The 25,570-nt window shown below is 59.4% G+C and carries 30 protein-coding genes; 6 read left to right on the top strand and 24 right to left on the bottom strand.

Annotated elements, in window-relative coordinates; all coding sequences use genetic code 11:
* Positions 1–181 precede the first annotated feature (181 nt).
* On the top strand, positions 182–1,369 hold the full coding sequence (locus BP737_RS00175; protein WP_292409075.1) for an argininosuccinate synthase: 1,188 nt from the start codon (positions 182–184) through the stop codon (positions 1,367–1,369).
* An 8-nt stretch (positions 1,370–1,377) separates the two neighbouring features.
* Here the strand turns inward: BP737_RS00175 and BP737_RS00170 are convergent, their stop codons facing one another.
* Positions 1,378–1,782, bottom strand: coding sequence for a pyridoxamine 5'-phosphate oxidase family protein (locus BP737_RS00170; RefSeq protein ID WP_292409073.1), 405 nt, complete (start codon positions 1,780–1,782; stop codon positions 1,378–1,380).
* Between the two features lie 490 nt (positions 1,783–2,272).
* Here BP737_RS00170 and BP737_RS00165 point away from each other — a divergent pair, with 490 nt between their 5' ends.
* The 3 genes from BP737_RS00165 to BP737_RS00155 all read left to right on the top strand — a co-directional run bounded on the left by BP737_RS00165 (position 2,273) and on the right by BP737_RS00155 (position 5,255).
* Positions 2,273–3,769, top strand: a complete 1,497-nt coding sequence (locus BP737_RS00165; RefSeq protein WP_292409071.1) for a methanogenesis marker 14 protein — start codon at positions 2,273–2,275, stop codon at positions 3,767–3,769.
* Between the two features lie 14 nt (positions 3,770–3,783).
* Entirely contained in the window at positions 3,784–4,020 is a 237-nt protein-coding gene (locus BP737_RS00160) for a hypothetical protein (protein ID WP_292409070.1), read from the top strand.
* A gap of 509 nt (positions 4,021–4,529) precedes the next feature.
* On the top strand, positions 4,530–5,255 hold the full coding sequence (locus BP737_RS00155) for an AAA family ATPase (RefSeq protein ID WP_292409068.1): 726 nt from the start codon (positions 4,530–4,532) through the stop codon (positions 5,253–5,255).
* Between the two features lie 304 nt (positions 5,256–5,559).
* Here the strand turns inward: BP737_RS00155 and argF are convergent, their stop codons facing one another.
* Genes argF through BP737_RS00135 form a run of 4 tightly spaced genes read right to left on the bottom strand, consistent with a single transcriptional unit; the run spans position 5,560 to position 8,810 of the window.
* The gene (argF, locus tag BP737_RS00150) at positions 5,560–6,489 is read right to left on the bottom strand and encodes an ornithine carbamoyltransferase (protein WP_292409066.1); all 930 of its coding nucleotides are present in this window, start codon (positions 6,487–6,489) and stop codon (positions 5,560–5,562) included.
* Positions 6,486–7,778: a phosphoribosylamine--glycine ligase gene (purD, locus tag BP737_RS00145; RefSeq protein ID WP_292409064.1), complete on the bottom strand. Its 1,293-nt coding sequence runs from the start codon at positions 7,776–7,778 to the stop codon at positions 6,486–6,488. Before purD ends, argF begins: the two co-directional genes overlap by 4 nt.
* 25 nt (positions 7,779–7,803) lie before the next feature.
* Positions 7,804–8,316: an orotate phosphoribosyltransferase gene (gene pyrE, locus BP737_RS00140; protein WP_292409063.1), complete on the bottom strand. Its 513-nt coding sequence runs from the start codon at positions 8,314–8,316 to the stop codon at positions 7,804–7,806.
* Entirely contained in the window at positions 8,310–8,810 is a 501-nt protein-coding gene (locus BP737_RS00135; RefSeq protein WP_292409089.1) for a CDP-2,3-bis-(O-geranylgeranyl)-sn-glycerol synthase, read from the bottom strand. The genes pyrE and BP737_RS00135 overlap by 7 nt, the downstream gene beginning before the upstream one ends.
* A gap of 142 nt (positions 8,811–8,952) precedes the next feature.
* Between BP737_RS00135 and tes the strand changes: the two genes are divergently transcribed.
* Positions 8,953–10,422 (top strand): tetraether lipid synthase Tes, encoded by a 1,470-nt coding sequence (tes, locus tag BP737_RS00130; protein ID WP_292409061.1) that lies wholly within the window; start codon positions 8,953–8,955, stop codon positions 10,420–10,422.
* A gap of 261 nt (positions 10,423–10,683) precedes the next feature.
* Here the strand turns inward: tes and BP737_RS00125 are convergent, their stop codons facing one another.
* The 10 genes from BP737_RS00125 to BP737_RS00080 all read right to left on the bottom strand — a co-directional run bounded on the left by BP737_RS00125 (position 10,684) and on the right by BP737_RS00080 (position 17,708).
* Positions 10,684–11,355 (bottom strand): roadblock/LC7 domain-containing protein, encoded by a 672-nt coding sequence (locus BP737_RS00125; protein ID WP_292409059.1) that lies wholly within the window; start codon positions 11,353–11,355, stop codon positions 10,684–10,686.
* A 4-nt stretch (positions 11,356–11,359) separates the two neighbouring features.
* Complete coding sequence (locus tag BP737_RS00120) at positions 11,360–11,707, bottom strand: roadblock/LC7 domain-containing protein (protein WP_292409057.1); 348 nt, start codon at positions 11,705–11,707, stop codon at positions 11,360–11,362.
* A gap of 12 nt (positions 11,708–11,719) precedes the next feature.
* Positions 11,720–13,087, bottom strand: a complete 1,368-nt coding sequence (locus BP737_RS00115; RefSeq protein ID WP_292409055.1) for a Ni/Fe hydrogenase subunit alpha — start codon at positions 13,085–13,087, stop codon at positions 11,720–11,722.
* A complete protein-coding gene (locus BP737_RS00110) occupies positions 13,084–14,001 on the bottom strand; it encodes a F420-nonreducing hydrogenase (protein WP_342685804.1) in 918 nt (305 codons plus the stop codon). Before BP737_RS00110 ends, BP737_RS00115 begins: the two co-directional genes overlap by 4 nt.
* A 9-nt stretch (positions 14,002–14,010) precedes the next feature.
* Entirely contained in the window at positions 14,011–14,574 is a 564-nt protein-coding gene (locus BP737_RS00105) for a hydrocarbon binding protein (contains V4R domain) (protein ID WP_342685803.1), read from the bottom strand.
* Entirely contained in the window at positions 14,574–14,816 is a 243-nt protein-coding gene (locus BP737_RS00100) for a 4Fe-4S dicluster domain-containing protein (protein WP_292409048.1), read from the bottom strand. Before BP737_RS00100 ends, BP737_RS00105 begins: the two co-directional genes overlap by 1 nt.
* Positions 14,817–15,132: 316 nt before the next feature.
* Positions 15,133–15,921 carry a cell division ATPase MinD gene (gene minD / locus BP737_RS00095; RefSeq protein WP_292409046.1) on the bottom strand — a complete coding sequence of 263 codons (789 nt, stop codon included), beginning with the start codon at positions 15,919–15,921 and terminating at the stop codon, positions 15,133–15,135.
* A gap of 30 nt (positions 15,922–15,951) precedes the next feature.
* Positions 15,952–16,413, bottom strand: coding sequence for a hypothetical protein (locus BP737_RS00090; protein WP_292409045.1), 462 nt, complete (start codon positions 16,411–16,413; stop codon positions 15,952–15,954).
* A 68-nt stretch (positions 16,414–16,481) separates the two neighbouring features.
* The gene (locus tag BP737_RS00085; RefSeq protein ID WP_292409043.1) at positions 16,482–17,060 is read right to left on the bottom strand and encodes a hypothetical protein; all 579 of its coding nucleotides are present in this window, start codon (positions 17,058–17,060) and stop codon (positions 16,482–16,484) included.
* A 144-nt stretch (positions 17,061–17,204) separates the two neighbouring features.
* On the bottom strand, positions 17,205–17,708 hold the full coding sequence (locus BP737_RS00080) for a hydrogenase maturation protease (RefSeq protein ID WP_292409041.1): 504 nt from the start codon (positions 17,706–17,708) through the stop codon (positions 17,205–17,207).
* A gap of 78 nt (positions 17,709–17,786) precedes the next feature.
* On the opposite strand from BP737_RS00080, the gene BP737_RS00075 reads away from it, so the two are divergent.
* Positions 17,787–18,581 (top strand): ATP-grasp domain-containing protein, encoded by a 795-nt coding sequence (locus BP737_RS00075; RefSeq protein WP_292409039.1) that lies wholly within the window; start codon positions 17,787–17,789, stop codon positions 18,579–18,581.
* Positions 18,582–18,607: 26 nt separating this feature from the next.
* Here BP737_RS00075 and BP737_RS00070 read toward each other — a convergent pair whose 3' ends face one another.
* From BP737_RS00070 to BP737_RS00030, 9 genes are all read right to left on the bottom strand, one after another.
* Positions 18,608–18,892, bottom strand: coding sequence for a UPF0058 family protein (locus tag BP737_RS00070; RefSeq protein ID WP_292409037.1), 285 nt, complete (start codon positions 18,890–18,892; stop codon positions 18,608–18,610).
* Positions 18,893–18,955: 63 nt separating this feature from the next.
* Positions 18,956–20,158, bottom strand: a complete 1,203-nt coding sequence (dnaG, locus tag BP737_RS00065) for a DNA primase DnaG (RefSeq protein WP_292409035.1) — start codon at positions 20,156–20,158, stop codon at positions 18,956–18,958.
* Between the two features lie 254 nt (positions 20,159–20,412).
* The gene (locus tag BP737_RS00060) at positions 20,413–20,730 is read right to left on the bottom strand and encodes a DUF167 domain-containing protein (RefSeq protein WP_292409033.1); all 318 of its coding nucleotides are present in this window, start codon (positions 20,728–20,730) and stop codon (positions 20,413–20,415) included.
* 197 nt (positions 20,731–20,927) lie between these two features.
* Positions 20,928–22,196 carry a dihydroorotase gene (gene pyrC / locus BP737_RS00055; RefSeq protein WP_292409031.1) on the bottom strand — a complete coding sequence of 423 codons (1,269 nt, stop codon included), beginning with the start codon at positions 22,194–22,196 and terminating at the stop codon, positions 20,928–20,930.
* Positions 22,184–23,098 (bottom strand): DUF2156 domain-containing protein, encoded by a 915-nt coding sequence (locus BP737_RS00050; protein ID WP_292409029.1) that lies wholly within the window; start codon positions 23,096–23,098, stop codon positions 22,184–22,186. Before BP737_RS00050 ends, pyrC begins: the two co-directional genes overlap by 13 nt.
* 3 nt (positions 23,099–23,101) lie before the next feature.
* On the bottom strand, positions 23,102–23,533 hold the full coding sequence (locus BP737_RS00045) for a GNAT family N-acetyltransferase (RefSeq protein WP_292409027.1): 432 nt from the start codon (positions 23,531–23,533) through the stop codon (positions 23,102–23,104).
* A gap of 100 nt (positions 23,534–23,633) precedes the next feature.
* Entirely contained in the window at positions 23,634–24,629 is a 996-nt protein-coding gene (hypE, locus tag BP737_RS00040) for a hydrogenase expression/formation protein HypE (protein ID WP_342685802.1), read from the bottom strand.
* The gene (locus BP737_RS00035; RefSeq protein WP_342685801.1) at positions 24,626–24,967 is read right to left on the bottom strand and encodes a hydrogenase maturation nickel metallochaperone HypA; all 342 of its coding nucleotides are present in this window, start codon (positions 24,965–24,967) and stop codon (positions 24,626–24,628) included. Before BP737_RS00035 ends, hypE begins: the two co-directional genes overlap by 4 nt.
* Positions 24,967–25,194 (bottom strand): HypC/HybG/HupF family hydrogenase formation chaperone, encoded by a 228-nt coding sequence (locus BP737_RS00030; protein ID WP_292409020.1) that lies wholly within the window; start codon positions 25,192–25,194, stop codon positions 24,967–24,969. Before BP737_RS00030 ends, BP737_RS00035 begins: the two co-directional genes overlap by 1 nt.
* Positions 25,195–25,570: the final 376 nt, after the last annotated feature.

The following is a 25,570-nucleotide window of genomic DNA, read 5'->3' as shown; positions in this document are numbered from 1 at the left end:
ATTAAGATGGGCGCCACGCACCCACGCATCCCCCGGCCTCCGGAAATACCGGGGACGGGTCCGGTTCCCCCGGTTCTCCTGTCCATACCAGTTCTTTTAATTGGGTAAAAGGTCATATCAATGTAGATTGTACTCCGGACTGTCCGTGAGACAGGAACCAGGAATGCGGAGATCAGTAACCATGGATAAGAGAAAAGTCGTCCTAGCATTTTCGGGAGGTCTCGACACCTCCGTCTGTATCCCCCTCCTGCGCGAGCACTACGGGTTTGACGAGATCGTCACCGTTGCCGTTGACGTGGGCCAACCCGAGGAGGAGATCGCCCGGGCAACCGAAAAGGGCCGGCTGCTTGCAGACAAACACTACACCATCGATGCGAAGGAGAAGTTTGTCACCGACTGCATCTTCCCCTCGATCAAGGCGAACGGGTCCTACGAGGGTTACCCGATGGGTACGGCGCTTGCCCGCCCGCTGATCGCTGAAGAGATCGTGAAGGTTGCAGAGCAGGAAGGCGCTTCAACGATCGCGCACGGGTGTACCGGGAAAGGAAACGACCAGCTCCGGTTCGACTTCATCTTTCGATCCGCCGGGTATGATATCGTCGCACCGATGCGTGAGATGAACCTGACCCGCGAGTGGGAGATCTGCTACGCTCAGGACCACAACGTCCCGGTGAGCGCGGCGAAGGACAAGCCCTACAGCATCGATGAGAACTTCTGGAGCCGGAGCATCGAAGGCGGCAACCTTGAAGACCCGGCCTTCCACCCGCCTGAGGATATCTATGCCTGGACGGTGTCGCCGAGGGACGCCCCCGACGCCGTGGAGGAGGTCCGGATCGAGTTTGAGAAAGGGGTCCCGGTCGCCCTCAACGAAGAGAGGCTCCCCGGCATCACCCTGATCCGGGAACTGAACCGGATCGCCGGGCGGAACGGTGTGGGCCGCAACGACATGATCGAGGATCGGATCCTCGGCCTGAAGGCCCGTGAGAATTACGAGCACCCGGCCGCAACGGTCCTGCTCGCGGCGCACCGCGACCTGGAGCATCTCGTCCTCACGCGCTCCGAACTCGCGTTCAAGCGTATCGTCGACGATAAGTGGTCCGAACTCGCCTATATGGGGCTTGTGCACGAACCGCTCTTCTACGCCTTAAACGCCTTCATCGACAGGACACAGGAGCGGGCGAGCGGCGGCGTAGACCTGGGCCTCTACAAGGGCGGCCTCTCGGTCCTCGGCCGGAGCTCGGACCTCGCGATCTACTCGGACGACCTCGTATCCTTCGACTCAACGACAATCGACCAGAACCACGCCGTCGGGTTCTCGAACTACTTCGGACTGCAGGCGCGCCTCTGTCAGAACCTCAAGAAGCGCTGAAGGGGTGCCTAGAGCACCTTCTTCCCCGCCTCTTTTCCCGGCGTGCACTCGAAGACGTCGGTGATCTTGATGATGACGAGCGACTTCGCCGGGAACCTGTCGTTCTTTGCTTTCACGCGGTCGCGGAACTTTTCGTACTCGGGACCGGACGTCCGGATCTCCGTCGAGCCCTTTATCTGGAAGCAGCGCTTGGAATCCGGGTCGTAGAAGTAGAGGGCCGCGATCGGGTTCTCCTTGAGGTTTTCAAGCGTTTTTACCATGTAGTTGTCCATGATCCAGACGGTGTCGTCGTCGACAAGGTGTATCGATGCCATCGGCGCCACGTTCGGGACGCCGCCTTTTGAGGCGGTGGCCATCGGCATGATTCGGGTTTTGTTAAATATCTCTTTAATTTCACCTGAAAGCGCAACCATACGATTCACCCCTCCCGGGGAGTGGAACGGACGCAACGCTCCGTCGCTGCCCGTCCGATAACGGGGTATCCGTGCTCTGTATATATAAGATCGATGTCCTCTCGGACGGCTAACGGCATGCGCCCGACCCGTCCCTGATCGACGCCAACGGTGACGCCCGCCGCGAGCAGCGACGGCAGCCTCGGCCTGATCGGGCGCGCCGCCATCTCGGTGCGGTCTACAGGGGAACCGGGCTTCCGGGCGGGTTCTCCTCCCTCCGGCCGCGGGCGGCACCGCCGATATCCGCGACGCGGTGCAGGCGATCCTCAACAACGGCACCCGCATCCGCTCCATGGAGACCTGTCCGAATCGACGAAAACCTTCATCGGTCCAGCGCATCGCCACGCCGAACCTGGAAAAATGGTCACATGACGGCCGCCCCTCTCTCCATGCTCCGGGCATCCGCCGCGGTATGGAAAAATATAAGCAGACAGACGGGGAAAAGACTATTATGTGTGCCCGCTTTTTGGAGCGTTTTTTTAAACCCACGCCGCATATCGTCGAGAGTCCGCCGCCGCCGTCGATCTCCCACGGAGCAGGCGCGGGCGTTCCCGAGTATCGGGCGAAGCCCTATTTTATCGTAGCGTCCGTCGAGATGGGCAATACCACCACGAAGTGCATCCTGACCGGCACCAACCTCGAAACAGGCAGGTCCTACGTCATCAACAAGACCGTGACCATGAGCCGCGACGTCCGGCAGCCATTACCGGGCGAGACGGTCTTCGGGGCAACCCTGGACGGCACGGAACTGACACGGGAGTCGGTCACGGAACTGGTGCGCGACACCCTGATCCGGTGCCACAAAGACGCCCACCTCAGCATCAAGGACGACCTGGACTTTGTCGTCAGGAGCACCGGCGTCGTGGCGGCGATGGACTCTCCCGACCAGGTCGGCGACTTCATCATCGCTCTCGCCAACGGCTGCCTCGAAGCCGGCGTCCCCCCGCGAAAGATGACGCCGCCGATGTCTATCGACAACCTCCCCCCTAAACTCCGGCAGTTCTCGTTTGCCGACCGGGTGGTCTTCATCGGCGCGGTTGCCGGTGTCGTGCCGCCGGTCGGGTGTACCGGCGTCGAGATGGTGGCGAACGAGATGGAGGGAGAACTTGCGATGGCGGGCATCAAGGAAGGCGCCAAGTGGACGCCGGTCGACTTCCGGAACCCCTGTATATCCATCGACTTCGGGACCACGCTCGACGGCCGGATCACGAGCGATGTCGCCCCGGATGAGCCGAACCCGTTCGCTCAAACAACCGGAAACTTCTGCGGGCTTGCAGGCGCCATACCGGATGCAATCGTCCGGGGCACCGGGCTTGTGAAGGGCCGGACGGGAACAGCCCTCGACCTCTTCGGCGACCATAGTATCAAGGGCGCGTTCGGGGGCAGAAAGCGCTCCGTCGTTGACGACTACGTCGACCGGTGTCATGAACACATCGATATCAGGATCGTCCCCCCGGATCGGACGAAGTTCGGGCGGGTCCCGGTCTGCGCCGACGTTGCCGATAAATCAGGCGTCGCCCTCATCGGGTGCGACTGCGGCGTCAACGGCAGCGAGATGCCGGCACTTGAGGAGATCGGACACGAGATCTATGAGAAACACGGTATGGGCATGCTGACCGAGGTCGTCGACCGGGTCTGCGCAAAAATGGCGCTCAGGCTCATCGACATCGCCGTCGAGAGGGGGATGGTCCCGCCGAACTCGTCAATCGGGTTCACCGGGCGGGCGGCGATCTCGGGGAGGAAACCCGAGTACATCCTCGAGGGCATCACCGAGCGGAGCCTCTACGACACGCCGAACGACCACCTGGTCTTTGTGGACGACGGCCTTGCCCGGGGAGCCGCACTGATGGGCCGGTGCATGAACTCGCTCGGCAAACCCAAAGCCCCGCTCGGCGGGGTGCGGGGAGGGCCATGTATTATGTCCCGCCGGATCAAAATAGGGAAGTAGGAGTTGAAAAATCGATGGCCGAAGAAGAACAGCTCTACGATATGCTCGTTCCCCCGGGCGTGCCCCGCAAGATGATCTACGATGTCGTTGAGAAATACGACGTGGAAGTGGTGCGACGGCCGCAGAAGCTGTCGTTTGCAAACATGGACGGGGACATACGGGAACTGCTGGCGTTCCGCGGGAAGAGAGAGGTCGTCGAAGAGGTGCAGAAGTACCTTCTCGCGCGGCTGAAGGAGTTCGTCGCGGAATAGATATACTCTTTTTCTTATTCGAAGTCAGGTGCGCTGGTTCGGAGGAGGAGCCGTCACACAGAGAGTATTTGAGGGCACCCCGGTATTCCTCTGGCAGTGAAATCCCATCCGCGGTTTTTTAACGAACTGTGCAACTCGCACCTGACAGTGCTCCTGTTCCAGTTCTGCCGAATCGTCGCGATTCGGAACCCAGGCAACATCTCACGCTCGAACACGCGCTATAACCGTGAGAGAGGTCCCGGTAGACCGGACCCGTGGGAGTACCGCCATGGGGAGGGGCTGACGGGGAGGGGGCAGGCGGAAGTCGAACACCGGAGGCGCGGGTCTCCCACAGTCCACCAATCGGACATTGTACGAACACCTATTGCTTTAACGGCGGTTTCGCCGTGCTGGTATGGCTGTAATGTCAACAAGAAACCAGCGATCAAGGAAAAGCCTTGACTGCTGGTTTCTTTTGCGCCGCTTGCTATATTATGATACTATGCTTACGTGAACCGGAGGCAAAAACCATGTTGAGCGATCTATATGTTACCGGCATTAAACTGGCGAAAGATATTCCCTCGGACAACTACCTGTACGATTTACCAGTGGTCAAACATCTTCAGGACATGGAAGAATTGCCGATCAGCAAGCATGTAACTTTTTTTGTTGGAGAAAACGGCATTGGCAAGTCCACACTCATTGAAGCCATTGCGGTGTCGATGGGCTTTAATCCCGAAGGCGGAACGATAAACTTCAATTTTTCCACGGAGGATTCTCATTCGGAACTGTATCGCTACTTAACCGTTTGTAAAGGAGTAAAGCGGCATAAGGATGGATTTTTCCTCCGTGCGGAGAGCTTTTACAACGTAGCAACCAACATTGACAGGGTCCGTGCAATCCCCAGTTACGGTGGCGTTTCACTGCATGCGCAATCCCATGGAGAGAGTTTTATGGCGTTGGTGGAAAATAGGTTTGGCGGCAATGGTCTATACATCCTTGATGAACCGGAAGCGGCCCTGTCGCCCTCTCGCCTGTTACAGTTAATGTGCTGTATTGATGATCTGGTAAAACATAACTCTCAATTCATCATTTCCACCCATTCACCGATCCTCATGGCTTTTCCTGATGCGGAGGTGTTTGAACTTTCGGAGAAAGGAATAAACTCCATACCATATCAGGAAACCGAGCATTTCCGTATCACTAAACAGTTTGTGAATGCGCCGGAAAAGATGCTCAAATATTTGCTTGAATAGGAGGTCGTCCCAAAATCTCTTTGTCGGGAGGGGGACACCCAATAGAAAGCCGTTTCATCATCCTTGCCCTGGATCTGGTTCAGATGGTAGAAACTTTGGAGGTGAGTGCTCCGATCTGAGTGTACCGGAGGTCCAGGGACCCTTTTGGGACGACCTCCATCTTTGGTTGCAGATGCTCCAGCATACGGGTGGGCCTGAGGAGGCCTGGTTCCGGCCATACCCGTATTCCTGGCCCGTACTTGCCGGGACATGGTGCGGCGCGCAGGTCAGCCGCCAGCCCAAAAAAAAGTAACTCTCTTTCTCCTCACTCCGCCGGGGGCATCCCGCCGGCGATCAGCCGCACGAGCAGCGCCTTCTGGGCGTGGAGCCGGTTCTCGGCCTGGTCCCAGACGATGCTCTGCGGTCCTTCCAGCACCTCGTCGGTAATCTCCTCCCCCCGGTGGGCGGGGAGACAGTGCATCACGAGGGCGTCCGGCGGCGCGCGGCGAAGAAGGTGAGAATCTATCGTGTAGTTCCTGAGGGCCCGCAGGCGCTCGGCACGCTCCTGCTCGTCGCCCATCGAGACCCATATGTCGGTGTAGAGGACGTCCGCATCACGGACCGCCTCCTCCGGGTCTGTGACGACGTTGACCCTGCCCCCCGCCGCCCGTGCCTGATTGACGACCGCATCCTTCGGACGGTAACCCGGGGGGCTTGCGACGGTGATCTCCATCCCGGTCAGGGCCGAAGAGAGGATCCAGGAATTGCAGACGTTGTTGCCGTCTCCGATCCACGCGAGTTTCAGGTCGTGAAGGTCGTCGAAGCGCTCGCTGAGGGTCATGATATCGGCGAGCACCTGACAGGGGTGCAGCCGGTCCGATAGGCCGTTGATGATCGGAACGGTCGAGTAGCGGGCGAATTCCTCGACGGAAGCATGATCGTAGGCCCGGATCATCACCGCATCGACGTAGCGGGAAAGCACCCGTGCCGTATCCCGGATCTCCTCACCCCGACCAAGTTGCATATCCTGGGGGTTCAGGAAGAGCGCATGGCCCCCGAGGTCGGTCATCCCCACCTCAAACGAGACCCGGGTGCGGGTGGACGCCTTCTCAAAGATCATCGCAAGATTCTTTCCCCGGAGGTACTCGTGCGCGATTCCTGCGAACTTCAGCCGTTTTAAGCGTTCAGCATCGTCGACAATGCTTGCAAGTTCACCCGCATCGATATCGACGATCGAGAGAAAATCTTTCTTCATGCGATCTCCTTCATGTGCCGGCACCGCCTATCGAGGAGTTCCCGGGTGCCGATATCCCTCCGGTGGAAAACGTTTCCCGAGACGGAAGACGCCGCCTTCTCGGCGATCGCCTCGGCCTCGTCAAGCGTCTCGCCCTTCCCGACGAACGCAAGCGTCCGCGACGTCCGGGTATAGAGCATCCCGTCCCGTTCTTCGACGTTTGCGTAGTAGAGCCGGGCGTCGCCGTAATCGCCGATGGTGAGAGGCTGGCGGGTCGCCGGGGCCTCCGGGTAACCCTCAGGGACAAGGTACTTGCAGACCGTCGCTTCATGCCCAAACCGGACATGCGACGGCGAAAGGTCTCCCTTTGTGATATGGCGGACGATCTCGAAGAAGTCCGACTCCAGAAGAGAGAGAACGTTCATCGCCTCAGGATCTCCGAAACGGGCATTGAACTCGATGACCCTGGGACCGTCGCGGGTGTTCATGAACTGGCCGTAGAGGATCCCCCGGTAGGGCGCTCCTTCGTCCCGCATGGCCGCGACGGTCTCCCGCATAATTTGGAGCGCTTTCTCGTAGTCGGAGGGACTGACAAACGGGAGCATGTGGTCCGGCATGGAGTATGAACCCATCCCGCCGGTATTCGGCCCCACATCCCCTTCGTATGCACGTTTATGGTCCTGCACGAGCGGCATGGGCACCAGGTGCTCACCGTCGACGAACGCCTGAAGGGTGAACTCCTCCCCAAAAAGCCGTTCCTCCAGCACGACGTCGCCCCCGAGTTTCCGGACGTACTCAACCGCCCCTGCAGCATCGACGTGCTCGCCCATGACCCGCACACCCTTCCCGCCGGTGAGTCCGATAGGTTTGATGGCGAGGTCCCCGTCGTAGGCCTCGATGAACCGCCGTGCTTCTTCCAGGTCATGACAGACCCGGTATTCCGGGCATCCCGCGATCCCGTGCTGTTCCATCAATCTCCGGCAGAACGCCTTATCCGTCTCAAGCCGTGCGGCCGCACGGGTCGGCCCCACAGAAGGTATCCCCGCCGCCTCGAGGTGATCGACGATGCCCGCCTCAAGAGGCGCCTCCGGCCCGATGACCGCAGCGTCAAGCGCGTTCTTTGTGGCGAACTCTACTATCTCCGGGATATTGGTCTCTTTCTCGAGAAGCACCCGCTCCGCGAGCCGGGCGATCCCCGGGTTTTTGCGTGCCATAACAGAAAATATTCTCACGCCGCTGTTGCAGGATAGGGCCCTGGCGATCGCATGCTCCCTGCCACCACCGCCTACAACGAGTACTTTCATATCCATCTATTCGCCTGCTCGTAAAAAATGTTTATCCGTCCAGCAGTTCACTGACCCGCACAAGCGCAAGAAGCACTGCACCTTTTTCTGCAAGCGCCTCATGAGCGCCAGTTTCCCGGTCGACGACGGTCACCACCCGGTCGACGTGCGCACCGGCGTGCCGCAGGGCTTCGAGGCCGTAAAGAGCACTTCCCCCGGACGTGGTCACGTCCTCGACCAGCAGCACGTTTCTGTCGCGCACCTCGCCGATGATCGTCCCGGCTTTGCCATGGTCCTTCTCCGCCCTCCGGATGATGGCATAGGGCCGGCCGCTTGCAAGCGAGACGGCGACGGCGATCGGTACGGCGCCGACCGCCACTCCGGCCACCGTATCAAACTCCCAGCCTTCGGCAATGGCTTTCCCGATTGCCGCAAGGACGGCAGGGTTCGTCGTTGCGGCTTTGATGTCGATGTAGTAGGAACTCCGGGCTCCCGACGCAAGGACAAAGTCCCCGAACTCGATAGCCCCGTTCTCAGTCAGTAGTGTCGCGATTGGGTTTACCATGGTACTTCTTTAACTCCGATGTAATAGCCGATAATGTTCACGATCCGGTGAAGGAGGGGCGTCATGACGACGATCCAGACTGCAATGGGGAAGGTAAGATTCTCAAGCAGCCACCGGGGATCGAACAGGAGGAGGAGCAGGAAGGAACCGACGACCAGGTCATACTGGTCGGCGATCGGCCAGGATTCACCCCGTTCTTTACCCAGCCTCCGCTTCAGGAAACTTTTGACGAGATCGCCAAGGAGCGCACCCGTCGCGAGAAGCGTAACCGAGAGGAACGTATGCTGGGGGAACAGATCCAGACCGAACGCAGAGGCGGCCCAGATCTGGATAAGACCCAGCAGCACCCCGGAGACCACGCCTCCGATGAACCCCCGGTACGTCTTGCCGTCGCCAAAGATCCTTCGCCCGTCGCGAAACGTCTTCCTAAAGTCGATGGGCGTCCCGCCTCCGAGGACCGCGGCCGCTGAGTTCGGCACGTACGCAGGAAGCATGATCCACAGCGCCGCAATACCGGAAAAGAGCCAGTATCCGAGTATAGTATCAAATAGTGTCAATACCCAGTATAATCAGTAAATATAAAGATTAACGTGTCGAAATATGAGTGCATGAATAATTGATGGGCACGGTGAGAGAATGCTGATTAAAAAGACAAGGAGCCTCTGTCCAACATGCGGCCGCGTACTCGATGCCGAGATCGTCGAAGAGGAGGGAAAGGTCTGGCTGGTCCGTACCTGTCCGGAACACGGCACATACCGTGGCCTCTACTGGTCGGACGCAGAGATGTACCGGAGGTTTGACGCCTACGAGCGCGTAGGAAAGGGGGTTTCGAACCATCAGACGACTACGTCCCCGACCGGATGTCCGTACGACTGCGGAATCTGTGAGAACCACCGGTCGACGACGTTGCTTGCCAATATCGATCTGACGAACCGGTGCAACCTCAACTGCGACTTCTGCTTTGCAAACGCCCGGGCCTGCGGTTTTGTCTACGAACCAACCTTCGATCAGATCGCCGGGATGCTACGCATGCTGCGCGAGGAGAGACCTACCCCGACCCCCGCCGTCCAGTTCTCGGGCGGCGAACCGACGATACGCGATGATCTCCCGGAGATCATCAAGAAAGCAAAAGAACTCGGGATGTCCCAGGTTCAGGTCGCAACGAACGGTATCAGGATTGCCCGGGAACCCGACTACATCGCACAACTCAAAGAGGCCGGGCTCTCCACTGTTTACCTCCACTTCGACGGCATAACCCAGGAGACGAACACAAAACTCGCGAGCGACCAGCGGGCCATCGAGAACTGCGAGAAGATCGGCATGGGGGTGGTGCTGGTGCCGACGATCATCAAGGGCAGGAACGACCACGAGGCGGGCGCCATCATCAAGTATGCCGCAGAGCACATCAAGACCATCCGGGGCGTCAACTTCCAGCCGGTGGCGTTCACCGGAGCGGCAAGCGAGGATGATGTCAGGAAAGAGCGGATCACCATCCCGGAACTTGCAGAGCGAATTGAGGAGCAGACGGACGGCGTTATCAAGAAGGATTACTTCTACCCCGTACCCTGTATCGTCCCCATCTGCGATCTCGTTGAGGCGTATACGGGCAAGCCCCAGATCTCATTCACCACGCACCAGCACTGCGGAGCGGCGACCTATGTCTTCGTCACCGAAGACGGGATGGTCCCGATCAACAAGATGGTGGACGTCGACGCCTTCTTTGAGTCGGTCGAGAAAATGGCGGCAAAACTCGCGAAAGGCGGGTCGCTCAACAAGTATGTGACCCTTGTCGAGGGCGTCAAGGACCTCTACACCTCTACGAGGAAGGCGGAGCAGAAGAATACCACGAAGTTCATGAAACTGATAGGACAGACCCTCATCATGCAGAACTTCGAGGCGTTGCGCGAGTTCCACTGGAACGCCCTCTTCATCGGCACGATGCACTTCATGGACCGGTACAACTACGACCTCTGCCGGGTTGAGCGGTGCTGCATCCACTACGCGACCCCCGACGGCCGCATCATCCCGTTCTGCACCTACAACAGCGGCCCGGTCCACCGTGAGCAGGTCTGGAAAGCCTTCGCACAGCACCCAAAAGACGAATAATCAAACTCATCATCTCCCGGGAGACGAACCGGCCCCCTCTCCCGAATAATTTTTTTGAATGCGATGGATCACGCCGGGATCGTCGACAAAGGCCTCCCCCTTCGGGAAAGGGGCCGGGGCCGGGTCCGGTTCCTGTTTGCCGGGAGCATCCGCATCGACAGAATCGTGCAGGAGGCCCCCCGCACAGTGAAAGCGCAGTTAACCCCGCCAGGTGCGAAGAAGACGGGAAGTGCCGGACCGGCCGAAAAACAGCCATCCATTTCAGGCGAGCCGGTCCTGCATGCCCCGCACCGCGAGGCGGATCAGGCCGAGGTTGGCGTCGGGCTTCGCCAGTATACAGAGAGAGAGGTCCCCATAGGGTGCAATGATGAGTTTCCCTGCCGGGGTCTCGAGGATCATCTGGGAGAGGGGGCCCATCTCCATATCGGCGGTGATGCGGATACCCGCGCGGAGCAGGTCCTCGGCGACCGCAGCCACCTGCTCGAAGTCCGCGGAGCCCAGCGACTGAAGGGCGAACCCCTCATGGAAGACCGAGACGGCAATGACGCCCGGCTGTCGAGCAACCTCTTCGAGGCGGTCCGTCTCCTCCGACCCGGGCCGGACGACAGGCTTTGCACCCTCCACGGTAACCAGACACCCCGTCTCACGAGCGGTCGCACGGGCCGCCTCGGTCTCCCCGACGGTATACGCGATAAGTTCATAGTCCAGCGACGGACAGTCGAGCAGGTAGCGGTAGGCTTCGTCTCCACTGAGCAGCAGGTCTTTGCCGGTATCCTCGAACGCAGCCGCATACGGGCCTCCTTTCAGAATCAGGACAAAACCCGTCACTCCGGGGCCGTTGATGCGCACCGCTCCCGTGAAGTGAGGACTGATAGAAGCAAGGGCCGTAAGCGGCCCCTGCATTCGCCCAAGTGAGACGCCGTCGGGTAGCATCGTCTCACAGAGCAGCAGTTATCCGATCCCTGTTTTTCTTCAGCTCGTACCGGATGCGCCCGACGTTGACGTTCGCGTTCGCCACAATGGCGATCAACTCGTCTTCCGAGAGTGGAGAGAGCAGGATGGGCCCGTTCTCCAGCTCGATGAGCATCTGGTGCATTTCTCCTTTCCCGAGTTCGTTGCTCATCGCCTCAGACGTACCCATACCGGTCGACGCCATGGCACCGAGGGCCTCGACGTCTACATCCCCGGCAACAACGCTCTCGATTACAAAGCCGTCCCGTCCCGCCACGACCGCAGCGGTAACCCCGTCAAGTTTCAGGAATTCTCCCAGGATCTGTTTCAGCATAGCTCTATCGCCTCATGTTCTTTTGATACACTCAATTTTGAGGGGCATCCGCCCGATCGCATGTGTTGCGCACGAGATACAGGGGTCGTACGCCCTGATGATCATCTCGATGCGGTTTGCCGCCTCATCGGTCAACGCTCCGTTCTCCACCACCCGGCGTGCCACAGCCTCCACGCCCCGGTCAATGGCATAGTTGTTCTGGCAGGTCGCAACGATGAGATTGCACCGCTCGATGATGCCCGCTTCATTGACGGAGTAATCGTGGATAAGGGTTCCCCGGGGCGCCTCGATGATCCCGACGCCGCGCCGGTTTACGACGTTCCCCACCGGCGTCCGGGTATCGGAACCGGTAATACCGGAGTCCGAGAGCAGGGCCACCGCCCGCTCGCACGAGGCGATGAACTCGATGTAGCGTGCCAGGTGATAGGCAAGCGGAGCCTGGGCAACGGCGCCGAACCGCTCGCGGTACTCCGCGAGAGCAGCGTCTGCATGCTCCGTGCCCATCTTCTCCACGATGTTGAGCCGGGCAAGCGGCCCGACCCGGTAGTAATCCCCTCCTTTGAACCGGGCGAACTTCAGATAGGACCAGTTCTCCGAATACTCCTCAATGAAGTTCTTGTAATCCGGACCCGAGAACGAACCGAGCCTGCCTCCGTCGGGCCCAAGCATCGCGACAGGCCCGTCATAGGTCGAGTAGAGCCCGTGGTTGGTCATACCGAGAAACCCGGTCTTCACGGTCCCTATATCGGTATCGACACCGTCGAGGAGGTTGCGGGCGATGTCCCATCCATCACGGGCGATGCCGAGCGCCTCATCGGCCATGGCAGCCAGTTCAACCCTCTTCCCCTCCGTGAGGGGCGCCGACATCCCGCCCGGCACCGCGTTTGTCGGGTGAATGGGTTTGCCGCCGACCGCTTCCGTCAGGCGCTGGCCGAACTTACGGACAGCGATCGCCTTCTTCGCGATCTCAGGCGAGTGGCGGGCAAGCCCGATGACGTTGCGCGTCTCCGCGGGGCAGTCGCGACCCAGGATGAAATCGGGAGCCGCAAGCATGAAGAAGTGGAGGGCATGGGAGTGGACGAACTGACCGATGTTGAGAAGTTCCCGGAGTTTCTTTCCGGTCGCGGGCGGTTCGACGCCGAAGATCCCGTCGAGCGCCTTTGCGGCCGCGAGGTGGTGCGCCGAGGGGCATATCCCGCAGATGCGGGGCGTGATCCGGGGTGCTTCCTCGATGGCCGCCCCGACGAGGAACTTTTCAAACCCCCTGAGTTCTACAACCTGAAAGTGGGCCGAATCGACCTCGCCCCGGTCGTTGAGGAAGACCCTGACCCCGGCATGGCCCTCTATCCGGGTCACCGGACTGACCGTAATCTCCTTCATCTGCTCCTCTCCTTAATGAGATCCCGAATTTTTGACGTCTCCTTGTCCTCCATGACGAGGCTCCCGATGGTGAAGGCGTACATCGTATGTGCGACGTCGTAGAGTTCCTTCTCCACCTCTTTCTGCGGCTTATCGGTGAGGTCCGAGACCCTCGCCACCATCATGCCGTAGATGTCCCGGCAGGGCTCACGAAGGATATCGAGCGACGGGCCGTTGCACCCGTGGCACGGGATATTATTCTTCGGACACGACGCGGCGCACCTGCCGAAGGTGACGCTCCCGAGACAGAGATAACCCTGCCCAAGCAGGCAGTGCTCACGATCGGGAACCCCCTCGTGCCGCCGGGAAAGAGTCCAGTTCTCAACCGGCCCCATGATCCTGTCGCACTCCGAACAGACGGATTTACGCGAGAGTTCAAGAGTATGACCGGCGACCATCGCCGGGATAATCTGCTTTAAGAACGCCTCTTTCGGCGGGCAGCCCGTGACATAGTAATCGACCTTCACGAGGTCTCCCACCGCAAACGCCCGGTAGAGGAACGGCGGCACATCCGTCGGGATAACGCCGTCGGGCTTCGTCGTCTCCACCTCCCGGTAAACGCAGGAAAAGAGGTCGTCGTTTGAGTTCAGCATCGAAAGACCCGATATCCCCCCGTAGCAGGCACAGGTCCCGAGCGCCACAAGCGTCTTTGCCCGCTTGCGGATCTTTTCGAGGCGTTCGCGGTTCTCAACATTGCGGACTGCTCCGGTTACAAACGCGATGTCGATCCCCTCCGGCGGCTCCTTTACATCCATGATCACCGGAGAGTAGACGATATCCGCCTCCGCAACGAGATCGAGGAGCATCTCGTGGAGATCGAGCACCGCAATCGTGCATCCCGAGCATCCCGCCAGTTCTTCAATAGCGATCTTCATCATTTCGCCTCATTTAAGGACCAGTTTCTTGAGACAGGCGTTCGGACCGGTGTGCACGATCTCAAGTTTGGCTTTCCGGCCGGTGATCTCCTCAACTGCGCCCACGACGTAGCCGAAGAGCGTCTGGCAGAGCGGGCCGCCCTGGTCAAGGCCGTTGCGCCGAAGCGTCTGGCGGACGATGCAGTCGTGGAAGACAAGGTAAATGAACGTCTCACCGTTCTCTTCGATGATGAACGTCTCCTTATCCTCAGGTTTCCAGACCTCAAAGGAGTACTGACCGGACAGCAGGTCGGAGAGTTCGTGGAGCGCCCCTTCCACGTCCTCGCGTTTCTGGAAGTACTTGGCAACCTCGTGGCCGAACTTCTTTCCGGCCCGGTAGGTGACTGCGTTCGCTCCCCTGCCTGCAATCTCTTCAAGAGACCTGATGATAAGGCCGTTGAGTTTCATCACGCCGTGAAGCGTCTGCTCCATCTCTTTTGGTTTCGGCGAGCAGTCGAGGGGGATATCCTCGGGCCGATAGACGAGATCGGAGTGAAACGCCTCATGCAGTTCGTCGATATAACCAGCGGTCATCAGATCACCTTCCGGAGCATCTCACAGACTTTAATGTCGACATAGTGCCTCCTGGCAGGGTAGATGCCCCGGTGCTCAAGTGCCTGAGCCGGGCAGATCTCATGACAGGACAGGCATCCCATGCAGTTGTTCGGCCTGACGGGAACACTCACATTGTTCTGGAGTTCGTACACGTGCATCGGACAGTCTTTGACGCAGAGACCGCACCCGACGCATGCGTCCTTATCCACACGTATATCCATTACGAGCCTCTGATTGTGGTTACCATCTCCTGGTATTAAAACATGATTATATATAGTTTGCACGATAGGAATATTTCTCGCCGGTACAATATTTATGGATTTTATTCACTCTTATAGAGGGTATCAACTATCGGGGATTGATTCCGAATCATTCCTGAAAAACCCTGGTTTCTGTTTACGTGAGGGAAATCAAACAAAACTCAGGTCGGTTGTAGCGGGCCCGGACACCTGGTGCGGTCCGGCTCGAAAAAGAGGCGTTTATGTCGATCGTTTGGTAAAGAAAGACGTGGTGAAGGGGGAGACGTAACTCCGGTCTTCACGCCTTTGCCCGAAAAAGAGCACGAGCCAGCCGGTCGACGAAACGTTCCCGCGGTACCGCTGCCGCCTCTTCAACGTACTCGATCCCTGCTACATCGGCCGCGATATGCTTAAACGCCCGGGACGCTACGGACGTCGGATACTTCACCACGATCGGGGTCCTGCCGGCCGATGCCCGCCGGATATTGGGATCTTCGGGTATGACCCCGAGCACCCGGACCCCGAGGAGTTTCTCCATCTGTGCATGGTTGAACTCCTCGCTGTTACCGGCAACCCGGTTGATGATTGCCCCTTCAACGTGCCCGCCGACAGTCTCGGTCAGGATCTTCGTCTTTAGGGAGTCGACTATCGAGGATATCTCGGGATTTACGACGAGGATGACGCCGTCGGCAATAGTCAGCGGGATGACGCCGTCCCTGCTGATTCCTGCGGGGGCATCCATGATCAGGATGTCGAACTCGCCCACGAGATCGGTCATGATGTCCTTGAGCCGGTTCGGGTCCGACTGCTGGAAACCCTGCAGAGAGAGCCCGCACGGGACCACCTTCACGCCGAACGGCCCGTCATAGATGGCGTCCCTGACACGCGCTTTGCCTGCCAGCACCTCATGCAGGGTCACCGGCAGGTCCTCGAGCCCGAGAATGAGCCCGAGATTCGCCATCCCGACGTCGGCATCCAGGATGCAGGTCTTCTTTCCGTACCGGGCCAGCATCGACCCGAGATTTGCTGTGACCGTCGTTTTGCCGGTGCCGCCTTTACCGGATGCGATTGTATACACTTTTACCATATGATCACTCGTTTTTTTTAGAGTACCGGCTTACACCCAGTGCTGCAGGGCATTCTGAGTGTCCTGCCCGAGTGCGTTCATCAGTTCGGCAGAGAGGTGCTCAGAAGGACGAGCAATGCCGATCACTGTCTCCCCACGGTAAGGGATGCCGAGGAGTTCAACGCCGGTCTCGTCACGCAGATTTCCCTGGGCGTAGAGATGACTGTAGCGCGCGGCTTCGTCCTCGCCGCCGGGCCCTGTCGAACTGATCAGGAGGCCGTCTGCGGTAGCCAGGGTGAACGATGCAAGGCTGTATTTCTCACGGATTGCACCGAGATTTTCCTCCAAACTCCTCATATGCCCGGGATCGATCGTGCCCGGAGATATCGCGGGCTTGACCGGAGCCGGTTTCGTCCCTGGAGCGTTCGAAACCGCTTCTTGCTGCTTCCCGGTGAGTGCCCGGGCGATCGTTGAGAGGAGATACAAAACGCCGGCGAAACCCGCAATCACCATGACAGCGATGAAACTAAGGAATACCAGGATAATGCTTGCTGAATCCATTCTGTAATCTGCTCCTGCTGTTACGTGTCTTTGTCCTGAATGAGATGGTCGAGATGAATTCTCCGGAGCATCTCCTTGCAGTTAACTTTGAAACTGCCGACAAGTTGATCAACGTCCAGATCCTCCATGTTCTGGACAAGCGTTTCCATTTCATCACTCGTAGATGGAGGAGCCGCATCATTGCTCGCAGACGGAGGAACCGCAGTCGTCTCCTGCAAGGATTTCACTCCCGGCATGGGAATGTGATGCATCTCCGCGGGCGGTTCCGGACGGTGCTTTGACGAAGATGCCGCACCGGTCCTTTTCGTCCCTCTCGGGGCAGCCTTGCCCGACATCGATTTTTTTTGCCTTCCGGCATCGGGTTCGGCAATCGCACAGGGCCGGTTGAACTCCAGGGAGAGCTGGATCTGTTCCGGCGTCAGAGAATTCAACTCTGCCGCCACTTCGCTCTCTCCGCCTTCAAGTAGTGTATCCAGTACGTGCTGCCCTTTTATGCCCCCATATTCGGCAAGCACCACCAGACCTTCGTTCAGCACCAAGACTGCACTCTCACTACCAAGGGCAATCATACAGGTCCCGGTGAACTGTGATGAGTTCATCTCTTCTATCAAGGCACGGGATGTCGTGGACTTGAGAAGACGATGAAACCGACCTCGCGGCAGTTGCATTCAGACACCTTTAGTTCAGTGCTATAAAATAAGTCTTGCTATTTATCCCTTTGGAAAAGTGTCCGGCATATATAGTTACCCATACTCACTATTCTCATTTCCCAACGCGCCAACGGCCTCGCCAGTCCATCTCCGGAGGATCTTCCGGATCTCCCTCCCGGCAACCCGGACCCCTTCTTCGACCGCGCTGTCTATCTCCCGGCTGAATGCCCGGATCTCCCCTGCTTCGATCCCGACGATCACAACCTCCCCGGCGTACCCGAGTTCCCGGGCTACGGCTACCGCCTCCCCGATCCCGAGATCGTGGAGTGCGCACGCGAGGGTCTCCCCCCGGGAAGGCGGCGCTTCAAACGTGAGGACCTCGCCGATACGGTCGCCGACGTCCACCATCGCATCGACGATCACCACCTTCTCGTACCCCTCCATCAACGGGATCAGACCGAGTCCCCCGGTGCCGCCATCGATGACATCGACGCCGGTATACCTCCCTTCAAAGAGTTGTATCGCCCGAATGCCCGCCCCGTCGTTTCCCATGAGAGGATTTCCGCACCCGATGATACAGATCCGGTTCTTCTGCATGACACCCTTCCCTACCGGTTATATCCGGCGAGATACAAAAGGGTACTGCACTACGAACAGCCCCGGACGTGAGACGAAATGATCTATATCGTTCCTAAACCGACCGATACGCCGGACGACAACTCGACCGGCGCCGTTATGCAGGAGCTGGAGAGAGCCGACGCCCGATACGCCCTCCTCGACCTCGGTACAATCGACCCGCTCAACTCCGGGCTTGAGAATGAACTCGTGTGGGCCTGCGGGATCCGGCAGGACGGGCACCAGTTCGAGACCCTGAGCGTGCTCGCGCTCGATAATCGGGTGATCAACACACCCGAAAGCATCGTCGCCTGCGCGTCGAAGGTGATGACGTCGGCACTCCTGCTCCGGAAAGGGGTGCGCACACCCAGGACGGCCTACCTCTGCTCGGAGGAGCAGGCACGGGACTTTCTTCTGCGGCACGGGAAAGTCGTTTATAAACCGCTTTACGGATACGATGGGAACGGCATCAGGCTCGTGACGAAGCCGGACGACCTCGGGCCGGGACCCTGGTACCTGCAGGAGTATATTCCGAACGATCGGGACTTCCGTGTCTTTGTCCTCGGTGGAGAGGCCGTCGGCGCGATTACCCGGGTATCTGAGGGGCTGATGCACAACATCCACCAGGGGGGGACCGGCATGCCGGTCCCGATCGATGATGAGATGCGCGCCATCGCCGAAGATTCGGCAGCGGCGATCGGGATCGATTACTGCGGCGTCGATCTCCTCCGGGATAGAGAGGGTTACACGGTCCTTGAAGTGAACGGAACGCCGAACTGGCACTGCATGGCGGCCCCCATCCCGAATCTGCTGGCCGCCTATCTCATCGAACGGGAACGCAATATGCGGGCCTGAGAAAAGAGGGGCGGCGGGGATGATCGTTACTGGAGATACTCGATCTCCTTCAAGGTCTTCTCCGCAAGTTCCTTCATCCTGGCGGAGATCCGGCTCGATGAAGCAAACTCCACATCTTTCATGGCGTTGGCAAGTTCCGTTCCGAGCACGAATATTGCATACTTATGTTCCATTTTGCTCTTATGCACCTGAGAAGGGTCGATTTTCAACGCATAATACTGCGAGAACTTCAACTCCGGGTTCTGCATCTCAAAAAAGTCTTTAATCTCAGTGAGAATCCCATGTAAGGCTATTAACTCTTCTTTGTGCATATTCTCTCCCGGAGATAAAAATAGTGGATATAGATATTTATAAATTTGCACCCGATATAAAATTTATTCAATCTTTATAAGCCGGATGGACAGGGGGCGCTTTATGATCCCCTGATAATCACGAGCGGCTACAAACTCGAGGTTCTTTCCTCCGAGTTGATCGAGGAGTTTCTGATCGACGACCCGGTCCATGACAAGCCCTTCAACATCGCCGTTCAGGTTCTGGAGGGCGCCTTCGACATCGGTAGCGTTCGATTCCAGGAGGACGGTATAGTCGGGAGAGAGAAACCGCGCGATCTTTTTGTCCCGGACGTCCGCCATGTGTTCGCCGAGCGTCGACGGTGGCTTCCGGTTCTCCTCCCTGTTTTTCGGTGGCTCCAGAGGCACGGCCTCTTCCGGCCCTCCATATGCGCCGACGGGAGCCCGCTCCGCCGTCTCCCCGGGGCGGTGGTCGGTGACCACTTCCACGGGCACCTTGTTCCGGAGCGCCTTGACGATCTCCTTTCTGCTCATCTCCTCGACGCTCTTTCCCCGCGGACTGTAGGCCACGAAGTCGATCTCGGCGACCTGCAGGAGTTCGCGGAGGATCAGTTCCCCTCCCCGGTCTCCGTCGAGCAAGGTCGTCGCGGTCTTCTGCGCGCAGAGGTCGATGATGATGCGCGGGACGTTGGTCCCCTCGACCGCAACCGCATTCTTGATCCCGTAGCGCAGCAGGTTGATCACATCGGCCCGGCCTTCGACGATGATGATGGCGTCGGAGGTCATGACGTTCGGGCCTGCGTGCACCCTCTCCTCGCCGAGATACTCGAGTTTCTCGATCCGGATAACCTCCCGGACTTCGTCGAGGAGGTCGTCGCTGTTGATCGTCCCTTCATCGAAATCCTCCAAAAGGAGTTCTTTTGCACGTTCGACGATCCTGCGCCGCTTGGTCACCCGGATGTCCTCGATACGGTCGACCATGACATGGGCCGTGCACGGTCCTACCCGGTCGATCGTCTCCAGCGACGATGCGAGGAGTGCGGTCTCAGCCCGGTCGAGCGAGGACGAGATGAGGATCTCGCCTTTTGTCTCCCCCCTTTTCGTGGTGATCTGGACGTCGATCCGGCCCACCCGGCCGGTCCTCTGTAAATCGCGCAGGTCAAGGTCTTCGCCGAGCAAACCTTCCGTCTGGCCGAAGATAGCGCCCACCACGTCGGGTTTATCGACCACCCCCTCGATCTGCAGAGTAAGATGAATGAGGTATTTTGTGGTTTCCGGTGAATACATGGAGTCGTGCCCCCTTTCAGTATAAATCGATCTCCACGTCCCGCGCATGGTTACCTCGCGCGGACATGAACATCAGTTATATATCTAAGGTGCAATTACTTAAATCAAATGGCGCCGTAAACGGAAGGTTTTTCAAAGGATAAACCCCATCACAGATGAATTTTGGTCCACATTTTGATACAGATCACTGTATACGATATTGATGGTGAAAAACACGCCAATCCGGAGGCCGTCGTATCGGCGTCTGCACGGGATCAGGCGCCACAGGAGGAAAGGAGCATAAGAACATCGTATTTCGAGAGACCGGCGATCGCCACGGTCTTCGATGAAGAGGTATGCCCGGCGACGATGTTTACATCGGTGCGGGGTATCCCGAACGTCCCGGCGATGAGTTCGATAACGGCACGGTTCGCCTTTCCGCCGACGGCAGGGGCGGTGACCTGGCACCGGATGCTCTTGCGCCATTCGTTGTATCCGGCCGGAAACGACTTCTTCTTTGCGCCAGCCGTAACGTCAAGCGCCAGGGTGACACCATTCCCGGTCTCAACGACGGCGTCGGCATACGGTTCCATGAGAAAAGTCTCCTGAAAGGATGTCGCCCGGCACTAACGATCAATGATCACAGGCGGCTGATGCCGGTCCTCACCCGATCGTACCCATATGCCAGGCGCGCCTGTCGCGCACCTGGGTTGTCCCGCGGATCATGTCCGGGCGTCCCGCCTGACGATCACCCGGGGACCTATAGATGCGCTTTATCGGCTCTGTATTATTAATTCTTCGATGATAAATATCCTTGCCCGGGATACCAGGCCGGGTGCGTCTCCCGGAAATCCCCCTGAGCGTAAGCTCGCGTACCCCGGACGATCACCTCTTCCGGGAAGACCGCGGCGAACCCCTCAAACGGCGACCAGCCGCACTTTGCGTGGAGGCAGGAAGCATCGATACGGGTGATTTCGTCAGGATAGAAGGCATAGTCCGCCCGGTCGCCCGGTTCAAACCCCGCGCGGGGGATGCCGAGGATGGCGGCAGGCCTCCACGACGTCTTCTCGATCACGGAAGCGAGAGTTATCCGCCCCTCCCTGACCGCCGCCATCAGGAGCGGCACCATCGTCTCGACCCCCGGGATGCCGGAGGGAGCGATCTCGAACGGCAGCGCCTTCTCGCGGAGCGTGTGCGGGGCGTGGTCCGAGGCGACGACGTCGATTGCGTCCCAGCGAGACCAGAGGCCGCGCCGGGTCTCTTCATCCCTGAGCGGAGGGTTCACCCGGGCCCGGGTATCGTCGTCCTCGAACATCTCGTACGAGAGAAAGAGGTGGTGGGGCGTCACCTCCACCGTGCCGCGTGCGGCCCCGATTGAGGCGGCGGTGCTCAGGTGGCAGAAGTGGAGACGCAGACCTTCGGGGGCGAGGTCCGAGACCCCGCGCACGGCGCGCGCCTCTCCGGCACCGGAGCGGGTGCGGTCGTGATCGGCGAGCGTTGCCGGTGCCGGACCCCGGACCTCTTCGGCATGAATCGTGGCGAGCCCGCCGAGAGCGTGAATGCAGGAGAACAACCCCCTGAGGGTTTCCGGATCGAGTCCCTCACCGTAACTCGACGGGGCCGCGAAGGTCTCCCCGAAGGCCATTGCACCGGCATCCCGCATCCCCGCGAGATCGGCTCCCGGTACGACGCCGGCGTTTACCGTAAACCCGCATACAGCCTGCTCTTCCGCCTCGCGGATGCGCGCCCGGAGGAGGGCGGGCGTGGTGAGGGGAGGGACGGTGTTGGGCTGATCGACGACGACCGTCACCCCGCCGGCGACCGCGCTCATCGTGCCTGTCCGCCAGTCTTCCTTCTCCGCCTGAGCCCCTCCCCGCATGTGGACATGCATATCGACTGCCCCGGGAAGACAGGTGTACCTGCTGCAGTCGAGTGTCTCGTCGGCACGCACCGGCGCACCGATGTGCCGGACGATCCCGCCGGCGATGACGACGTCGGCACGCCGGCCTGTCGGAAGCGCCACGTTCCGGAGGACCAGATCCGCGGTCACCGGCAGCATGCCTCCAGGTCGTCCCGGGTCGTGCAGTACACCTCGACCATGTAAGCGGGGTGGTAACGCGTCTTCGACTCGCGGAGCCCGGCGACACCCATATCGCACTCCCGGTTTACGTAGCGGTAACGGTCGCGGAGCATAGCCGCGGTTCCGCTCGCGATCACCTTGTAGATGCCCGGATAAGCCTCGGGGAGCGCTTTCTCGAAATGGACGACCGCCACATCCCGGTTGACCGGCCCGACAATCGATATCGCCCCGATTGTGTCGCCGATCCTGATGATCCACCCGGCAAGATCGAGGGCAAAAAAGTTGTTGACCGCAAAGAGGATGGCGTCTTTCTCGTGAGCAAGGATGGGCTCCGAGTCGCAGTCCCGCCATTCGCACCAGACCACCAGAAACTCCCAGACTTCGTTGATATTCTCCCGGGTAATCCCCTCGATCGTATACGCATACTCCCGCTCGAACCGGTTGACCTGACGCCGGATGGTGGCGTATTTCTTTCCGGCGAGGTCGGCGAGGTCGCCGGTCCGGTAAATGTAGTCGAAGAAATCCCGCCTTTCGTGGAGAGGGAGGGAGGGATAGAGTTCCCGGGTCCACGCTTCGTTTATCGGGTCGAGGACCCACAGGGGTGTGTCGCCCCCCTCTTTCACCGCCAGGTCGATGACGTCTCCGATGAGGTCGGGGTTCTTGGGGCCGATGGGCATGCGGAACGACGTTACACCGTTTATGGTGCTCGATAGGACGATTGAGCCGTCCACCTTTGCAAACCGGTAGTCCGCATAGCGGTTCCAGCAGACCATATTCTCGAACGTGTTGTCGCTATGCACCTGGGGATACTGCCGGTAGTGCTCGGAAAAGAGGCCGCGATCATCCAGGCTCACGGGTTTAAAGTCGGCAAATCTCAGCATGTCTCACCTTTTGTCCGGATACCACCGCATGGGGATGTGTCCATCCATTCTCCGAAACCCGAACCCGGTATAGAAGGTTTCGGTCCCTGGCTCGGCGACGAGGGCGACCCAGGTGACACCGGCAGAGGTGCAGTACCTGATCAGCGTAGATAAGATCATCGTTCCGATGCCCCGGCCCCGGTACCCGGAAAGGACAATCAGGTCCTGGATGTAACCGTCCGAGACCCCGTCCGAGAGTACCCTGCCCATACCGACCGCACGTCCGGTTACCGGGTCGACGGCAACGGCGAAGGCGAAACTCCCCGCGATGAGGGCGCCGAGCGCGGCCGGGTCCCACTCCTCGTTCCACCAGCCGCCCGCCCGGTAAAGGTCCGCAATCGTCTCCACGTCCCAGGCATCCACCAGACGCACCTCGATGTCCGCCCCCTCCGTCATCGTCTTATACCTCTCCTTCAACCACGTAACAGCATCAATCGTATATTACAGGCGCGGGTCACATCACCTTGCATCAAAAGAAATGAGGCGCGGGTACCCGCTAGCAGACGCGCGGGACCGGGTCGCCGATGGGCGGCTCGATGAACCGCTCCCCGCCGATGGCGGTTCGTATGATCACACCGGACCCGTCGACCACTTCCCCGACGATCGCGGCGTCCCGCCCGTAGGGGTGCTTCTGGAGCGCCGCAAGGACGGCCTCGGCATCGTCTGGCGCAACCCCCATGACGACTTTGCCCTCGTTGGCCACTTCAAGAGGATCGATGCCGAGCATCCCGGCGGCACTCCGGACATTCGCCCTGAAAGGGAGGGCCTCTTCCTCGACGACGACGCCGACGCCGCTCTTTCTCGTCATCTCGTTGATGGCGTTCGCAAATCCGCCCCTCGTCGGGTCTTTCATGGCATGAATATCTCCGGCGGCGAGCGCCTGCTCAACGAGCGTCCAGAGGGGTGCAACGTCGGAGCGGATCTGGTCGCCGAAGTCGAACCCCTCGCGGTGAGTCATGATGGCGATACCGTGGTCGCCGATGGTGCCGCTGACGATGATCCGGTCACCGGCCAGGAGACCGTTATCCCGCACCACCCTCCCGGCGACGCCGATACCGGCGGTGTTGATGACGATGGTATCGAGGGCGCTCCGCTCGAGCACCTTGGTGTCGCCCGTGACGAGGTTCGCCCCGCATTCATCAAGTGCGGCGTCCATCGATGCAACGATCCGTTCGAGGTCCGCCACCTCAAAACCTTCCGGGATGACCATGCCGCACGAGAGGGCGATCGGCCGACCGCCCATCATCGCAAGGTCGTTGATGGTCCCGCAGACGGCAATGCGCCCGATATCCCCGCCGGGGAAGAAGATCGGCGAGACTACGTGGTTGTCGGTCGTAAAAACGATATTCTGGCCGTTGAGCGGGATGACCGCCCCGTCATCGAGCGATTCGAGTCCTATTCCACCGGCGTTGTTGTGTTTGAGGTTCGTGATGACGCGCAAGAGTTCGCCCATCACTTCGCCGCCGGCACCGTGCATGAGGTTGACTTTCATTCTTCGTCCACTTCTATTTCGACGTTCGTGACTACGATCTCCATTCCCGCAACGATTTCCGGAAGTTTTCCGCACCGAGGGCAGACAAACCGCTCGCTCCCCTCGTAGCCGCAGGAGCAGCGGGTGCGTGCCTCGACGTCCCGGCACGAGAGCCGGGTGCCCGAGAAGAGCGGGTCGTCCTCGATGATGATATTAAAGAGAAATTCCACCTGTTCGGGGTTCACCATCGCCATTTTACCGACATCCACATAGACACGCTTCACCCCTTTTGCGTCGTTATCGAGCGCAGCGCGGCGGGCGGTCGTGTAGATGTCGTAGGCGATGCTGTACTCGTGCATTACTCCTCCGTCATCGCGGCGTAAACCTGCTTGAAGACCTCACGGGTCTCGAGCCCATCTTCTCTGCTGAGGCGCTGGATGGCAAACCCGACGTGGACAAGCACGAATTCCCCGACCTTCACATCCACAAGGTCGAGCCGGACCTCCTGCTGCAGGTCTCCGAAGTCGACGACGCCGATATTGCCTTCTTTTATCTCCAGAACCTCACCGGGCATTGCAATACACATGACCTCTCTTCCTCTCCTCTTATTTTGTCCGGATGTCAAAAAAGGTTGACCATACTGCACAAAGGAACCCTGAAGCGGGTCGTTTCGGTCGGAATGCGCCCCCGGGTTCACGTATTCTGGTATTATAGGTCCGTTCGGAAGCATCAAAAAGGTATGTTTGTCTCCCGTCAGGGTTCCAACAGGACCGGAGGAACGGGGTGCCGGGAGGTGCGTGCGCGCTGTGCCGGTGCCGGGTGTAAATTGGAGCGAATCGTGCCTGACGGGGTTAACGGATCGTGAGGCTGGATGCATGGATTGGTCGCCAAAATCCAAACAGCCAATGTGATGAGAAGATTCCGTACAATGGACCGTGGGGATATCGCGTTCGGGGGAGGGG

The organism is Methanoculleus sp. UBA291 (assembly GCF_002499755.1).
In the GTDB taxonomy this organism is placed as follows: Archaea; Halobacteriota; Methanomicrobia; order Methanomicrobiales; family Methanoculleaceae; genus Methanoculleus; species Methanoculleus palmolei.
Note: the sequence above shows the minus strand (reverse complement) of the source record. Positions and strands in the feature narration are given on the sequence as shown.

What these genes read in the sequence shown, in the direction of transcription:
- BP737_RS00085 (WP_292409043.1), bottom strand. Translation starts at nt 17,060, where the DNA reads ATGAACTCATCACAGTTCACCGGGACCTGTATGATTGCCCTTGGTAGT.
- BP737_RS00165 (WP_292409071.1), top strand. Translation starts at nt 2,273, where the DNA reads ATGTGTGCCCGCTTTTTGGAGCGTTTTTTTAAACCCACGCCGCATATC.
- argF (WP_292409066.1), bottom strand. Translation starts at nt 6,489, where the DNA reads ATGAAGAAAGATTTTCTCTCGATCGTCGATATCGATGCGGGTGAACTT.
- tes (WP_292409061.1), top strand. Translation starts at nt 8,953, where the DNA reads ATGCTGATTAAAAAGACAAGGAGCCTCTGTCCAACATGCGGCCGCGTA.
- BP737_RS00120 (WP_292409057.1), bottom strand. Translation starts at nt 11,707, where the DNA reads ATGCTGAAACAGATCCTGGGAGAATTCCTGAAACTTGACGGGGTTACC.
- pyrC (WP_292409031.1), bottom strand. Translation starts at nt 22,196, where the DNA reads ATGCTGCCGGTGACCGCGGATCTGGTCCTCCGGAACGTGGCGCTTCCG.
- BP737_RS00160 (WP_292409070.1), top strand. Translation starts at nt 3,784, where the DNA reads ATGGCCGAAGAAGAACAGCTCTACGATATGCTCGTTCCCCCGGGCGTG.
- dnaG (WP_292409035.1), bottom strand. Translation starts at nt 20,158, where the DNA reads ATGTATTCACCGGAAACCACAAAATACCTCATTCATCTTACTCTGCAG.
- BP737_RS00105 (WP_342685803.1), bottom strand. Translation starts at nt 14,574, where the DNA reads ATGACCGCTGGTTATATCGACGAACTGCATGAGGCGTTTCACTCCGAT.
- BP737_RS00155 (WP_292409068.1), top strand. Translation starts at nt 4,530, where the DNA reads ATGTTGAGCGATCTATATGTTACCGGCATTAAACTGGCGAAAGATATT.
- BP737_RS00060 (WP_292409033.1), bottom strand. Translation starts at nt 20,730, where the DNA reads ATGGAACCGTATGCCGACGCCGTCGTTGAGACCGGGAATGGTGTCACC.
- BP737_RS00175 (WP_292409075.1), top strand. Translation starts at nt 182, where the DNA reads ATGGATAAGAGAAAAGTCGTCCTAGCATTTTCGGGAGGTCTCGACACC.
- BP737_RS00110 (WP_342685804.1), bottom strand. Translation starts at nt 14,001, where the DNA reads ATGAAGATCGCTATTGAAGAACTGGCGGGATGCTCGGGATGCACGATT.
- pyrE (WP_292409063.1), bottom strand. Translation starts at nt 8,316, where the DNA reads ATGGTAAACCCAATCGCGACACTACTGACTGAGAACGGGGCTATCGAG.
- BP737_RS00035 (WP_342685801.1), bottom strand. Translation starts at nt 24,967, where the DNA reads ATGCACGAGTACAGCATCGCCTACGACATCTACACGACCGCCCGCCGC.
- minD (WP_292409046.1), bottom strand. Translation starts at nt 15,921, where the DNA reads ATGGTAAAAGTGTATACAATCGCATCCGGTAAAGGCGGCACCGGCAAA.
- BP737_RS00125 (WP_292409059.1), bottom strand. Translation starts at nt 11,355, where the DNA reads ATGCTACCCGACGGCGTCTCACTTGGGCGAATGCAGGGGCCGCTTACG.
- BP737_RS00090 (WP_292409045.1), bottom strand. Translation starts at nt 16,413, where the DNA reads ATGGTGATTGCGGGTTTCGCCGGCGTTTTGTATCTCCTCTCAACGATC.
- BP737_RS00070 (WP_292409037.1), bottom strand. Translation starts at nt 18,892, where the DNA reads ATGCACAAAGAAGAGTTAATAGCCTTACATGGGATTCTCACTGAGATT.
- BP737_RS00135 (WP_292409089.1), bottom strand. Translation starts at nt 8,810, where the DNA reads ATGCTTCCTGCGTACGTGCCGAACTCAGCGGCCGCGGTCCTCGGAGGC.
- BP737_RS00100 (WP_292409048.1), bottom strand. Translation starts at nt 14,816, where the DNA reads ATGGATATACGTGTGGATAAGGACGCATGCGTCGGGTGCGGTCTCTGC.
- hypE (WP_342685802.1), bottom strand. Translation starts at nt 24,629, where the DNA reads ATGAAAGTCAACCTCATGCACGGTGCCGGCGGCGAAGTGATGGGCGAA.
- BP737_RS00030 (WP_292409020.1), bottom strand. Translation starts at nt 25,194, where the DNA reads ATGTGTATTGCAATGCCCGGTGAGGTTCTGGAGATAAAAGAAGGCAAT.
- BP737_RS00075 (WP_292409039.1), top strand. Translation starts at nt 17,787, where the DNA reads ATGATCTATATCGTTCCTAAACCGACCGATACGCCGGACGACAACTCG.
- BP737_RS00050 (WP_292409029.1), bottom strand. Translation starts at nt 23,098, where the DNA reads ATGCTGAGATTTGCCGACTTTAAACCCGTGAGCCTGGATGATCGCGGC.
- BP737_RS00080 (WP_292409041.1), bottom strand. Translation starts at nt 17,708, where the DNA reads ATGCAGAAGAACCGGATCTGTATCATCGGGTGCGGAAATCCTCTCATG.
- BP737_RS00115 (WP_292409055.1), bottom strand. Translation starts at nt 13,087, where the DNA reads ATGAAGGAGATTACGGTCAGTCCGGTGACCCGGATAGAGGGCCATGCC.
- purD (WP_292409064.1), bottom strand. Translation starts at nt 7,778, where the DNA reads ATGGATATGAAAGTACTCGTTGTAGGCGGTGGTGGCAGGGAGCATGCG.
- BP737_RS00170 (WP_292409073.1), bottom strand. Translation starts at nt 1,782, where the DNA reads ATGGTTGCGCTTTCAGGTGAAATTAAAGAGATATTTAACAAAACCCGA.
- BP737_RS00045 (WP_292409027.1), bottom strand. Translation starts at nt 23,533, where the DNA reads ATGACGGAGGGGGCGGACATCGAGGTGCGTCTGGTGGATGCCTGGGAC.